The sequence below is a fragment of the Streptomyces sp. NPDC031474 genome (assembly GCF_055581185.1).
In genome coordinates, this window is record NZ_JBVIJX010000023.1 from 82,922 (window position 1) to 96,108 (window position 13,187).

Genomic DNA, 13,187 nt, shown 5'->3' on the forward strand with positions numbered 1-13,187 from the left:
GATGCCGATGACCCTCACCCCCGAGCGTGAACCGATATCGGGCACAAGACGCGTGGCCCGCATAGCCGTGGCCGCCGGCCTGGCGGCCGCGCTGTCCGCGGCCGGGCCGATACCCATGGCCTTCGCCGCCGACGCCGGCCAGACCCCGGCGGCGGCCGACCCGGGCGTGAAGTCCGCCCCCGACAAGCTCGGCTCCGACGACGCCACCCTGCTCGCCGAGGCGAAGGCCGACGGCGACAAGAACGTCACGCTGATGGTCGCGACCGCCCCCGGCCAGACCGAGCAGGTCGCCAAGGAGCTGGACGCGGTCAAGGGCGGCTCGGTCGGCGAGTCCTACGACAAGGTCGGCTACGTCCGCGCCACCGTCCCGACGGCCAAGGCCGACTCGGCGATCGCCGCCGCGGCCAAGCTGACCTCGGTGCACGCCATCGACCTGAAGCAGGACATCGTCCTCGACGACCCGACGCCGGACGCGAAGGCCTCGAAGGGCGCCAAGTCCGCGCAGTCCGCGTCGAAGACGAAGACCTACGCGGCGCCGAACAAGAACACCCCCGCCAAGAACCCGTACAACCCGTCCTTCGAGACGGGCGCCGTCGACTTCGTGAAGAAGAACCCGAAGGCGGACGGCCGCGGTGTCACCATCGGCATCCTCGACTCCGGTGTCGACCTGGCGCACCCGGCGCTTCAGAAGACCACCACCGGCGAGCGCAAGATCGTCGACTGGGTGACCTCCACCGACCCGATCCTCGACGGCGACGCCTCGTGGCGCCCGATGACGACCTCGGTCTCCGGGCCCACCTTCACCTTCGGCGGCCGCACCTGGACGGCGAAGGCCGGCTCGTACCAGATCAACCTCTTCCGGGAGTCCGCCACCGCGGGCGGCGACGCCAAGGGCGACGTCAACCGCGACGGCGACACCACCGACGCGTGGGGCGTCCTGTACGACGCCGCGGCCGGCACGGTCACCGTCGACGTGAACAACAACGGCGACTTCACCGACGACACCGCGATGAAGCCGTACAAGGACGGCTACCAGATCGGGTACTTCGGCACCGACAACCCGGCGACCGACGTCGCCGAGCGGCAGCCGTTCGTCGTGCAGATCCGCAAGGACGTGCCGATGGACCCGTTCGGCGGCGACTGGGTCGGCAAGAAGGCCGATTTCGCCAACATCGGTCTCATCGCCAGCGAGCACGGCACGCACGTCGCCGGCATCACCGCCGCGAACGGCCTGTTCGGCGGCAGGATGAACGGCGCCGCGCCCGGCGCGAAGATCGTCTCCTCCCGTGCCTGCCTCTTCGGCCCGGGCTGCTCCAACGTCGCCCTCACCGAGGGCATGATCGACCTGGTCGTCAACCGCGGCGTCGACATCGTGAACATGTCGATCGGCGGCCTGCCGGGGCTCAACGACGGCAACAACGCGCGCGCCGAGCTGTACACGCGCCTCATCGACACCTACGGCGTCCAGCTCGTGATCTCCGCGGGCAACGAGGGCCCCGGCGCGAACACCATCGGCGACCCCGGTCTCGCCGACAAGGTCATCTCGGTCGGCGCGGCCATCTCCAAGGAGACCTGGGCCTCCAACTACGGCTCGCAGGTGACGAAGAAGTACGCGCTGCTGCCGTTCTCCTCGCGCGGCCCGCGTGAGGACGGCGGCTTCACGCCGACCCTCGTCGCTCCCGGCGCCGCGATCAACACCACCCAGACCTGGCTGCCCGGCTCCCCGGTCGCCGACGCGGGCTACCCGCTGCCGGCCGGCTACTCCATGCTCCAGGGCACCTCGATGGCCTCCCCGCAGGCCGCGGGCGCGTCGGCGCTGCTGATCTCCGCCGCCAAGCAGGCCAGGGTCGCGCTCACCCCGGCGATCCTGCGCACGGCACTGACCTCGACCGCCGACCACATCAAGGGTCTCCAGGCCTACGAGGAGGGCTCGGGCGCGATCAACATCGTGGACGCCTGGAAGTCCATCAGGAAGGGCGCCACCGCCCGCGACGCCGTGACCTCCGACTACACGGTGAAGGCCCCGGTCGACACCGCGCTCGACCAGGCGCTGAAGACCCCGGGCTTCGGCACCGGCATCTACGACCGCGAGAGCGGCCTGAAGGCCGGGCAGAAGAAGACGTACGACGTCACCATCACCCGTACGTCCGGCGCCGACAAGGCGGTCCGCCACAAGCTGCACCTCGAGAACAACGCGGCCGGCACCTTCCGGATCCTCGGCTCCGACGAGGTGAAGCTGCCGCTGAACAAGCCGGTGACGGTCAGGATCCAGGCCCAGCCGAAGGCCGCGGGCATCGCCAGCGCCATCCTGGAGGTCGACGACCCGAAGACCGAGGGCCTCGACAAGCAGATCCTCAACACGGTCGTCGTCTCGACGCCGGTGAAGCACACGTTCCACGTGTCGAACACCGTGCAGCGCAACAGCTTCCAGTCCTACTTCCTGACCGTGCCGGAGGGCGCCAAGTCCTTCGAGGTCGCGATCGGCGGGCTGAAGGACAAGAGCCAGACCCGGTTCATCTCGATCCACCCGTACGGCGTCGGGGTCGAGGACAGCTCCACGATCTACTGCTACAGCAACTACCCCAACACCAACGGGTGCCGGCCCGACGCCCGCTCGTACCAGAACCCGCAGGCCGGGGTCTGGGAGATCGAGGTCGAGTCGCGCCGCACCTCGCCGCTGCTCGACAACCCGTACAAGCTGGACGCCACCGTCTACGGCGTGGCCTTCGACCCGGAGACCGTGACCGTGCCCGAGGCGAAGGTCGGCGCCCCGACCGCCGCCTCCTGGAAGGTGAAGAACAACTTCGCCGCCTTCGACGGCAAGCCGGCCGGCGGCCCGCTCGGCTCGTCCAAGACGGCCCGCCCGACCATCGCCAACGGCACGACCCAGACCACCACGGTCGAGGTCCCGGCCGGCGCCAAGTCGCTGGACGTCTCCATCGGCAACGTCTCCGACGCCTCCGCCGACCTGGACCTGACGGTCTACGACGCGAACGGCAACCAGGTCGCGCAGCAGGCCGACGGTGACGCGGAGGAGGCGGTCTCCATCCCGTCGCCCGCCGCCGGCACGTACACCATCGAGGTCGCGGGCTACTCGGTCCCGGCCGGCACGACGGCGTACGACTACGTGGACGCGTTCCTGTCGCCCACGCTCGGCACCGTCACCGTCGACGAGTCGACGCCGGTGAAGCTGGCCACGGGCGCGTCGACGACGCTCGCCGCGACCGTCACCGCCGCGACCGTCGCACCGGAGGGCCGGGTCCTGTTCGGCCAGGTCCAGCTGGTGAACGCGCGGGGCACCGTCGCGGGCCTCGGCAAGGTGACGATCGAGAAGGTCACGCCGTAACACGCTGAGCACGAGTACACACGAGCACAAGGGGCGGGCGTCCATCCGGGCGCCCGCCCTTCGTCCGTTCGCGGCCCGGGACAGGCCCTATTCGCAGGCGACGCCCGCCGTGTCGGGGAGTGTCTCGGTGAGCGCCTCCCGCTCGGTGGCGATCTCGGATTCGCCGACCGCCCAGACCTCGGGGGTGTCGGCCCCCTTCGCCAGCGCGACCAGGACATGGTCGCCCTTGCCGAGCAGCGGATCCATGCCCTCCTCCACGACGAAGTCGACCCGGGGAGCGCTCTTGGCGGGCTTGTACGCGTGCGTGACGCGCAGGGTGACGCGTTCGCGGGCCGTGCCGGGCAGCCGGCGGACGTCCGTCACGTCGCCCTCCACGACGAGCCGGGCGCAGGCGAGATAACCGGGGTCGCTCAGGGGGCTGCCGGCGCCCGAGGACGCCTTGGCGCCCGCGTCGCCGCCCGCCTCAGCGGCGGAGGCGTCGCCGGCCGAAGCCTTGTCGTCGGCGCCGTCGCTCACCCCGTGCCCGACCTGGACGACCACCCAGCCGGCCCCGAGGACCAGCGCACCGGCGGCGGCGACGCCCACAGCACGCAGGGCCAGGGGGCGGCGCCGGCGGGCTGCGGGCAGTCGCCGTACGGGTGCGGGGGGCGCCTCGGCCGCGGGCTCCCGGGACGGTTCCGTCGGGGGGTCCGCGCCCAGGGCGCCGGCGACGAGGCCGAGCTGCTCGCGCAGCACCGCGAGGTCGGCGGTCGCCGAACGGTACTCGGCCATGAACGCGGCGTCCGCGAGGCTCTCGTCGGACAGCCGCTCGTCGGTGATCGCCGCCATCAGCGCGTCCGGCCCGGCGCCGCCGCTCTCGCCTCCGGCGCGGTCCTCGTGTTCCGCGGTCACGTCACACCACCTCGTCCTCGTGCAGGCGGGCGCGCAGGGCCCGTACCGCCGTGTGCAGGCGGCTCTTGACCGTGCCCTCCGGAACTCCCAGCTCCTGGGCTATCGAGCGCACCGGCAGGTCGGCGTAGAAGCGCAGGACGACGACCTGACGCTGGGCGTCGGGCAGGTCGTCCAGGCCCTTGGCGACGGCGAGGGAGAGCACGCTGGTGTCCTCGCCGGAGGGGTGCTCGTGCTGGCGCAGCGAGGCCAGCCGCTCCCCCAGCCGCTCCTGGCGGCGCTTGGCGCGGTGCCAGTCCATGGCGAGGTTGGAGGCGACGACCGCCGCCCACGCGGAGACGTCGCGCGGGGCCTCGTAGCCCTTCGCGGCGCGCTCCAGCAGCCGCAGACGTACCTGCTGTACCCCGTCCGGCAGGTCCGACTGCGGAACCCCGCCCAGCGCGAGCACCGCCCGCACCCGGCGCTCCTGCGCCGCGTCCAGAGGATCGTCGCCGTGCGCGACCCCGTCCCCCTGGGCGCGGCGGGCCCTTCCACGCAGCAAAGCCACCCCTCCCTCCCGACGCTGTATCTACGACGCCGCACGGCGCGGAAACGTTCGGCGGGACGCCGGGCAATTGTGCGGAGGCGTACGTCACACCGGTGCCCGTCGCGTCCCATTCCTCGGGCATGCGGGACAAAAAATTGGACAGGCGGGCCGGGGTCGGCCGCATGATGGAAAAGCCTCGGCCAGGCAACATGCATGTAAAGAGCCACGCAAGAGACACAGAGGAGTCGCCGTGAGGGTCGGAATCGTCGGAGCCACCGGTCAGGTCGGCACGGTCATGCGCAGGATCCTCAAGGAGCGCGACTTCCCCGTCACCGAGCTGCGCCTGTTCGCGTCGGCCCGCTCCGCCGGCTCGACCCTGGACGGCGTGACGGTCGAGGACGCGGCGACGGCCGACTACTCGGGCCTGGACATCGTCCTGTTCTCCGCGGGCGGCGCGACCTCGAAGGCGCTGGCCGAGAAGGTCGCCTCGCAGGGCGCGGTCGTGATCGACAACTCGTCGGCCTGGCGCAAGGACCCGCAGGTCCCGCTGGTCGTCTCCGAGGTGAACCCGCACGCGGTCGCGGACCGCCCCAAGGGCATCATCGCCAACCCGAACTGCACGACGATGGCCGCGATGCCGGTGCTGAAGCCGCTGCACGCGGAGGCCGGCCTGGAGGCGCTGGTCGTCGCGACGTACCAGGCGGTGTCGGGCTCGGGTGTCGCGGGCGTGGCGGAGCTGCACGGCCAGGCGCAGAAGGTCGTCGCCGACGCGGACAAGCTGACGCACGACGGCGGCGCGGTCGACTTCCCCGAGCCCGCCGTGTACAAGCGTCCCATCGCCTTCAACGTGATCCCGCTCGCCGGCTCGATCGTCGACGACGGTCTGAACGAGACGGACGAAGAGCAGAAGCTCCGCAACGAGTCCCGCAAGATCCTCGAGATCCCCGAGCTCAAGGTCTCCGGCACCTGCGTCCGCGTCCCGGTCTTCTCCGGCCACTCCCTCCAGGTCAACGCCCGTTTCGCGCGCCCCTTGTCGGTGGAGCGCGCCACGGAGCTTCTGGCGGGCGCCCCGGGCGTCGCCCTCTCCGACATCCCGACCCCCCTCCAGGCCGCCGGCCAGGACCCGTCCTTCGTGGGCCGCATCCGCCAGGACGAGACCGTCGACCACGGCCTCGCCCTGTTCATCTCCAACGACAACCTCCGCAAGGGCGCGGCCCTGAACGCGGTGCAGATCGCGGAGCTGGTGGCGGCGGAGCTGAAGGGCTAGACCCTCCTGACCTCGTAGAGGAAACAGCCGTACTCGACGGCCCGGACGTGGACGAGCACCACGGCCGGGTCGTCGAACGCGTTCCGGAAGGCCGCGTCGAAGCCGTCGGCGGCCTCGACCAGCTCCCCGCCGAGGATGTGCCCCTCGGCCGAGTAGCGGCGGACCGTGCGGTGCGCGTTGTCGAAGGGGTACCCGTCCGCGTCCGGGCCCGTGCACTCCTCGGCGTGGATGAAGACGGGGCCCTGCTCGTCGTAGGCCCCGGGGCAGGCGCCGGTTTCGGCGGCCCAGCGGCGCAGGGGCGCGTAGGAGACGAGCGCGATGCGCTCGCCCGGCTCACTGCGGCGCAGACAGCAGCGCAGGGGCGCCCCGCCCTCCTCGTCGGTGAACGGGGCGGCCGGGCGGCCCGCGTCGTCGGCCGTGCGCAGCTCCTTGAGGACCGTCGGGTCCATGGGTCGTGCGGTGTACGTCGTCATGTGTCCACGGTCGCGTGCGCCGGACCGCCCCACCGGCGGGAAACGGACATCGCGTTCCCCGCGGATGCCGTGGAAGGATGGCGCAACCCACACATAACGAGGAGATGACCGCGTGCCTGGCACAAATCTGACTCGCGAAGAGGCGCAGCAGCGGGCGAAGCTGCTCACCGTTGACTCGTACGAGATCGATCTCGACCTGTCCGGCGCGCAGGAGGGCGGTACCTATCGGTCCGTGACCACGGTGCGTTTCGACGTGGCCGATGGGGGCCCCTCCCGCTCGAGCGAAGCCGAGAGTGGGGGAGGAGCCGAGTCCTTCATCGACCTGGTGGCCCCGACCGTCCACGAGGTGACGCTGAACGGGGACGCGCTGGAGCCGGCGGACGTCTTCAAGGACTCCCGGATCGCGCTCTCCGGACTGCTGGAAGGCCGTAACGTCCTGCGCGTGGTCGCCGACTGCGCCTACACCAACACCGGCGAAGGCCTGCACCGCTTCGTCGACCCGGTCGACGAACAGGCCTATCTGTACACGCAGTTCGAGGTGCCGGACGCCCGTCGCGTGTTCGCGTCCTTCGAGCAGCCGGACCTGAAGGCGACCTTCCAGTTCACGGTGAAGGCCCCCACCGGCTGGACCGTCATCTCCAACTCGCCGACGCCGGAACCCAAGGACGACGTCTGGGAGTTCGAGCCGACCCCGCGGATCTCCACCTACATCACCGCGCTCATCGTCGGCCCGTACCACAGCGTCCACAGCGTGTACGAGAAGAACGGGCAGTCGGTGCCGCTGGGCATCTACTGCCGGCCTTCCCTCGCCGAGTTCCTCGACTCGGACGCGATCTTCGAGGTCACCCGGCAGGGCTTCGACTGGTTCCAGGAGAAGTTCGACTACGCCTACCCGTTCAAGAAGTACGACCAGCTGTTCGTGCCGGAGTTCAACGCGGGCGCGATGGAGAACGCGGGCGCGGTCACCATCCGCGACCAGTACGTGTTCCGCTCCAAGGTCACCGACGCGTCGTACGAGCTGCGCGCGGAGACGATCCTGCACGAGCTGGCCCACATGTGGTTCGGCGACCTGGTCACCATGGAGTGGTGGAACGACCTGTGGCTGAACGAGTCGTTCGCCACCTACACCTCCATCGCCTGCCAGGCGTACTCGCCGCAGTCGCGCTGGCCGCACTCATGGACCACGTTCGCCAACTCCATGAAGACGTGGGCGTACCGGCAGGACCAACTGCCGTCCACCCACCCGATCATGGCCGAGATCCGCGACCTGGACGACGTCCTGGTCAACTTCGACGGCATCACCTACGCCAAGGGCGCGTCCGTCCTGAAGCAGCTCGTGGCGTACGTCGGCATGGACGAGTTCTTCGCGGGCGTGCAGGCCTACTTCAAGCGGCACGCCTTCGGCAACACCCGCCTGTCCGACCTGCTGGGCGCCCTGGAGGAGACCTCCGGCCGTGACCTCGGCACCTGGTCGCAGAAGTGGCTGCAGACCGCCGGCATCAACATCCTGCGCCCGGAGATCGAGACGGACGCCCACGGCGTCATCACCTCCTTCGCCATCCGCCAGGAGGCCCCCGCGCTCCCCGCGGGCGCGAAGGGCGAGCCGACGCTGCGCCCGCACCGCATCGCGGTCGGCCTGTACGACCTCGACGACGACAGCGGCAAGCTGGTGCGCGACGAGCGCGTGGAGCTGGACGTCGACGGCGAGCTGACGGCCGTCCCGCAGCTGGTCGGCAAGCGCCGTCCGAACGTCGTCCTGCTCAACGACGACGACCTGTCGTACGCCAAGGTCCGCCTGGACGAGCAGTCCCTCGCGTTCGTGACCGAGCACCTCGGCGACTTCGAGTCGTCGCTGCCGCGCGCCCTGTGCTGGGCGTCGGCCTGGGACATGACCCGGGACGCCGAACTGCCCACCCACGACTACCTGTCCCTGGTGCTGTCCGGCATCGGCAAGGAGTCCGACATCGGCGTCGTGCAGTCGCTGCAGCGGCAGGTCAAGCTCGCCGTCGACCTGTACGCCGACCCGAGCGCCCGCGAGGCCCTGCTGACCCGCTGGACGGACGCCACGCTGGCCCACCTGCGGTCCGCGGCGGCCGGCAGCGACCACCAGCTGGCGTGGGCGCGGGCGTTCGCGGCCACGGCCCGCACCCCGGAGCAGCTGGACCTTCTGGAGGCCCTGCTGGACGGCACGCAGACGGTCGAGGGCCTGGCCGTCGACACCGAGCTGCGCTGGGCGTTCGTGGAGCGTCTCGCGGCGGTCGGCCGGTTCGACGAGGCGGAGATCGCCGGGGAGTACGAGCGCGACAAGACGGCCGCCGGTGAGCGTCACGCGGCGACCGCCCGGGCCGCCCGGCCGACCCCGGAGGCCAAGGCGGAGGCGTGGGCGTCGGTCGTCGACTCCGGCAAGCTGCCGAACGCCGTGCAGGAGGCCGTCATCGGCGGCTTCGTCCAGACCGACCAGCGTGAGCTGCTCGCGCCGTACGCCGACACGTACTTCGAGGTCGTCAAGGGCATCTGGGACACCCGTTCGCACGAGATCGCGCAGCAGATCGCGATCGGCCTCTACCCGACGGTCCAGGTCTCCCAGGAGACCCTGGACAAGACGGACGCCTGGCTGGCCTCGGCCGAGCCGAACGCGGCCCTGCGCCGCCTGGTCTCCGAGTCCCGCTCGGGCGTGGAGCGGGCGCTGCGGGCACAGGCGGCGGACGCGCGCTGACCGCTTCCGCGAGTCCGAGGGCGCCCGGTGTCGCACCGGGCGCCCTCACCCGTCTTCCGGCGGCCAGGGGTAGCCGAGTTGTTCGGCGCGTTCCCGGGTGCCGCCGCAGAAGCGGGCGTAGGTCCTCGGGTCCTCCTCGGCCAGTCGGCGCAGGGCGGCGGCCGCCTGCTCCTCGGGCGGGGCGCCGTCGTCCGGGACGACCCAGCGGAACTGGAGCGCGTCGCCGTCCGCTTCCCCGGCGCCGAGTCCCGGCGCGTACCAGAAGGTCACCACGGCCGTGTCCGGGTCGAGGAAGCCGCTGCCGATCCAACCTGGGCGCGCGTCCCACCGGGCGAGCAGCTCCGGCCGTGCGGCCAGGCCCGCCTTGATCAGCCGGGCCACGGTGCGGGCCGGCCAGGACCACTCCCGGTCCGCTTCGGCGCGGGCGATCTCCGCGTCGTAGGCGGCGGCGTCGAACCGTCGCGCGGGCAGTTCGGGCGCGGGCCCACGGGTGTCCGGCAGGGCGGGCCGCTCCCAGTCCTGCCATACGACCTGGTCGCCGTCGCGGCGGATGGTGACGTGGAGCGCGCCGCAGCATCCCTCGGTGCAGGAGGCCTCGGCGAGCTGCACCCGGCGGGGCTCGGGACCGGCCCGGAGCAGGCCGTCGTCCAGGAGACGCTCGGGGCTGTGCGCGGGGCCGTGCGGGAAGACGGCCGGGACGAGCGGACGTCCGTCGAGGAGGATGCGGGTCTCGACGGGTTCGCGGTCCACGGGGTCGCCGGCCACGACCTCGATGCGCAGCCTGCCGCCGGCCGGGCGGCTGAAGGGCCGTCGCCCGGTACGGCGGATCCAGCCGGCCCACAACCGTCGGGCCGCCGCGCCCGTGTCGAGCGCGTCGTGCGTGTCATGCGTGGCGTGCGTGGCGTGCGTGGCGTGCGTGTCGAGGTCGGTCGGGCGGGTCCAGGAGGGCTCGGCCAGCAGGCGGCCGAGGGAGGCTAGGAGTGTCTCGCGGCGACCGGAGCCGGTGGGCCAGTCGAGCAGCGCTCCGGTTCCGCTGCTCAGGCCGAGGGCGAGGGAGAGAAGCATGGCGTGGTGTTGGAGGGTCGGGGGCAGGAGACCGGCCCGGCTGACGACGGTTTCGTACACGCCTGTCGCATCGCGGTAGGCGAGGAGTTCGGCCGCTTCGTCGCGGGCGGACGCCATCCGGACGAGGAGGCGGCCCGCCCGGGCGAGCAGGGCCGTATCGGCGGGGTGTTCGGCGAGCAGGTCGGGCAGCAGGGCGGCTTCCGCGACACGGCGGGCGGTCGCGGGGCCGAGGAGGCGGGGTTCGGCGGGGAAGGCCACCAGCTCCCTGCGGACGGCCTGCCCGTCCCTGGCCGCCAGGGCGCGGACGAGCGACCGCAGTTCGGCGCGGCGGGTGGAGACCACGAGGTCGACGACGGCGGCGGACCGCCGGTCGAGCGTGTCGAGGGCCTGGACCGCCGGTCCGTTGAGCGCCCGGAGCAGGCCGAGGGTGGACAGGTACGGGACGTCCTCGGGCTCGCCGAGGCGGGTGAGGAGGGCGAGGCCCACGATGACGGCGGGCACGGTGGTGCCGGTCCGGGTCAGCCCTCTGGCCAGGGTGCGGGCGGCGGCGTGCTGGTCGGCGGGGAGCGGCAGGTCGGCGACGGTGGACCGGATCAGGTACCGGTGACAGCTCCACACGCCGAGTTCGGCGAAACGGCGGTGCAGGGCGGCCGGGTCGTCCGGCAGGGGGTGCAACGCCTCCGCGATGACGGCCGCCGCTTCCGGGCGGGACAGCGGCGCCTTGTCCTCGCCGGACGGGGCGGGCGAGTCGGGAACGTCGGGGAGGTCGAAGCCGCGGCCGGACGGAAGGCCGTCCGGGGACTCGTGCACCAGGTGCAGGGCGTGGTCGTACAGGGCGGGCGGGAGGCGGAGCGCGGCACGTGCGGCGCGCTCTTCCTGGGCGCTCACCGAGCGGTTTGGAACTCGATTCCGTAGGTCATGTGCGGCAGCCTGCCAGCCGGGCTCGCGCCCTGTCGACGGAATTACCGGAGCCGAAGCCGGAGCCGAAGCCGCACCTGCCCGACCCGCGCCCGGGACCCCGCCCCCGGGAACACGTCGAGGGCGCAGGCCTCAACCACGTACGCGTGCGCGTACGGGAATGAGGCCGACGCCCTCGGAGAGGAGTCGGGCCAAGCCCTAGGCCTTGGCCTGCTCCTTGGCCTTGACGGCGATGTTGGAGCTGGTGGTGTCGGCCCGGTCCTTCGACCGGTCGAGGACCCACACCAGTCCGGCGATCGCCGCGAAGATCGCGAGCGGGGCCAGGACGTAGAGGCCCAGCGTCTCGCCGACGCTCAGACCCGGGCCGGGGGAGTCGCCGTCGTCGCGGGTCAGCGCGAGGGCGGGGGACGACATGAGCAGCATCATCAGCGTCGTACCGGCGGCCAGGGCGCCGGCGCGCAGGGCGTTCTTCTTGTCCACGGTGCCCAAGTTAGCGAACGGTGTCGGAGGGCGCGCGCCCGGGGTGCCGTATGAGGGCCGGGGCCGGGATCACGCGCCCTCGAAGTGGGCGGTGGCCACCACGGAGCCGTCCGCGGCCAGCAGCCGGGCGCCCGACACCGTGCCCGGGTCGACACGCATGGGGGCTCCCCAGTAGCCCTGGCCGGCGTCGTCGAGGGAGAACTCCCCGATGCGGACCGACGTGCCGTCCGTACGCTCCAGTCGGCAGCTGACCTTCACGGCCTCCGGATATCCGTCGCCCGAGCCCGCGTCCCGGGACCCGTCTCCGGCCCGGCCGAGGTGGACCGACATGTAGACCCAGCCCGGAGATCCGGTGTAGGCGAAGATCCGGCCGGCCGGGCGGTGGTCGGGGGTCAGCAGAGGCGCCTCGACCAGGCCGTGCTCCGTGCCGGGCGGCTGCGAACTCCGCGAGGAGGGAGCCGACGCGCCCTCGATGGCCGTACCGACGGCCCAGCCGCCGAAGCCGAACCCGAGGGCGATCGCGGCGGCAGCCGCGACCGCCACGCCGGCCCGTGGCCGCCGTCGACGCGCCGGCCGGTTCAGGCCCAGCCGTTCCGTCACCCGGGTCTCGAAGCCGACGGGCGGCTCGCTGTCCGGAAGGAGGGAGAGCAGTCCGTCTCCGACGAGCGTCAGCTGCTCCACGTGCTCCCGGCAGGCGGGGCAGCGGTCCAGGTGGGCGATGGCCTCGGCGCGCTCCTGACCGGGGAGGATGCCCAGCGCCAGCTCGTCGGCGACGGCCCTCAGCCACGCGCAGTCCCTGTCAGTCATGATCGGCCCTCTCGGGTCCCAGAACCGTCCGCAGTTTCCCCATCGCCGTCCTGATCCGTGTCTTCGCCGTGCCCAGGGGGATCCCCTCGAACTCGGAGATCTGTCGTGCGGTCATCCCGTAGATCCCGGCCATGACCACCGCGCGCGCCTGCTGGCGCGGCAGATCCGCCACCGCGGCCCTGATCCGGGACGCCGTCTCGTCGGCCAGTGCCGACTGCTCGGGCGTCCGGGTCACGACGCCGAGCAGGGCGTCGAGGTCCTCGGGGGCGACCGGGGTCGCCCTGCGCGCCCGGACGGCGTCGATCGCCAGGTTGTGCGTGATGGTCGCCAGCCAGGTCTTCACCGATCCCCGCCGGGAGTCGTAGACCTGCGCATGACGCCACGCCCTTTCGAAGGCCTGCTGGGCGATGTCCTCGGCGAGCTGGGGGTCGTCGACGACCGCGACGGCGATGCCGAAGACCATGCGCTGGAACCGGCGGACGAACGCGAGTGCGACCTCCGGGGCGCCGGTCGCCATTCCCGCGAGCAGCGCCTCGTCCGAGAGCCGGCCGAGTGGTAGGCCCAATCTCCGCATACCAGTGGATACGGCGAACCTCGCCGAACGGATTCCCCCCGTTCCCCGCGGGACCATATCCCCATTCTCGTACCCCTTTGTGGGCAATCCCCTGGCGCGGTCCGTCCGTATGTCTGGTCAGGAACGA

10 protein-coding genes are annotated in these 13,187 nt (G+C 72.1%); 3 read left to right on the plus strand and 7 right to left on the minus strand.

Annotated elements, in window-relative coordinates:
• Positions 1-7 precede the first annotated feature (7 nt).
• Complete coding sequence (locus tag ACZ5SK_RS39345; RefSeq protein ID WP_468157564.1) at positions 8-3,346, plus strand: S8 family serine peptidase; 3,339 nt, start codon at positions 8-10, stop codon at positions 3,344-3,346.
• 87 nt (positions 3,347-3,433) lie between these two features.
• Here the strand turns inward: ACZ5SK_RS39345 and ACZ5SK_RS39350 are convergent, their stop codons facing one another.
• Both ACZ5SK_RS39350 and ACZ5SK_RS39355 read right to left on the minus strand, forming a co-directional pair.
• Complete coding sequence (locus ACZ5SK_RS39350; protein ID WP_361700556.1) at positions 3,434-4,237, minus strand: hypothetical protein; 804 nt, start codon at positions 4,235-4,237, stop codon at positions 3,434-3,436.
• A gap of 1 nt (position 4,238) precedes the next feature.
• Positions 4,239-4,775, minus strand: coding sequence for an RNA polymerase sigma factor (locus ACZ5SK_RS39355; protein WP_334579836.1), 537 nt, complete (start codon positions 4,773-4,775; stop codon positions 4,239-4,241).
• 235 nt (positions 4,776-5,010) lie between these two features.
• Here ACZ5SK_RS39355 and ACZ5SK_RS39360 point away from each other — a divergent pair, with 235 nt between their 5' ends.
• Positions 5,011-6,027 (plus strand): aspartate-semialdehyde dehydrogenase, encoded by a 1,017-nt coding sequence (locus tag ACZ5SK_RS39360; protein WP_334579835.1) that lies wholly within the window; start codon positions 5,011-5,013, stop codon positions 6,025-6,027.
• Here ACZ5SK_RS39360 and ACZ5SK_RS39365 read toward each other — a convergent pair.
• Positions 6,024-6,500, minus strand: a complete 477-nt coding sequence (locus ACZ5SK_RS39365; protein WP_334579834.1) for a DUF1203 domain-containing protein — start codon at positions 6,498-6,500, stop codon at positions 6,024-6,026. The two genes, ACZ5SK_RS39360 and ACZ5SK_RS39365, sit on opposite strands and share 4 nt — an antisense overlap.
• Before the next feature lie 112 nt (positions 6,501-6,612).
• On the opposite strand from ACZ5SK_RS39365, the gene pepN reads away from it, so the two are divergent.
• A complete protein-coding gene (gene pepN, locus ACZ5SK_RS39370; RefSeq protein WP_334579833.1) occupies positions 6,613-9,216 on the plus strand; it encodes an aminopeptidase N in 2,604 nt (867 codons plus the stop codon).
• Between the two features lie 45 nt (positions 9,217-9,261).
• Here the strand turns inward: pepN and ACZ5SK_RS39375 are convergent, their stop codons facing one another.
• The 4 genes from ACZ5SK_RS39375 to ACZ5SK_RS39390 all read right to left on the minus strand — a co-directional run bounded on the left by ACZ5SK_RS39375 (position 9,262) and on the right by ACZ5SK_RS39390 (position 13,060).
• Complete coding sequence (locus ACZ5SK_RS39375; protein WP_457494375.1) at positions 9,262-11,169, minus strand: hypothetical protein; 1,908 nt, start codon at positions 11,167-11,169, stop codon at positions 9,262-9,264.
• 228 nt (positions 11,170-11,397) lie between these two features.
• The gene (locus ACZ5SK_RS39380) at positions 11,398-11,679 is read right to left on the minus strand and encodes a hypothetical protein (RefSeq protein ID WP_334579831.1); all 282 of its coding nucleotides are present in this window, start codon (positions 11,677-11,679) and stop codon (positions 11,398-11,400) included.
• A gap of 69 nt (positions 11,680-11,748) precedes the next feature.
• The gene (locus tag ACZ5SK_RS39385; RefSeq protein WP_334579830.1) at positions 11,749-12,486 is read right to left on the minus strand and encodes a hypothetical protein; all 738 of its coding nucleotides are present in this window, start codon (positions 12,484-12,486) and stop codon (positions 11,749-11,751) included.
• The gene (locus ACZ5SK_RS39390) at positions 12,479-13,060 is read right to left on the minus strand and encodes an RNA polymerase sigma factor (RefSeq protein WP_334579829.1); all 582 of its coding nucleotides are present in this window, start codon (positions 13,058-13,060) and stop codon (positions 12,479-12,481) included. The genes ACZ5SK_RS39385 and ACZ5SK_RS39390 overlap by 8 nt, the downstream gene beginning before the upstream one ends.
• Between the last annotated feature and the right edge of the window lie 127 nt (positions 13,061-13,187).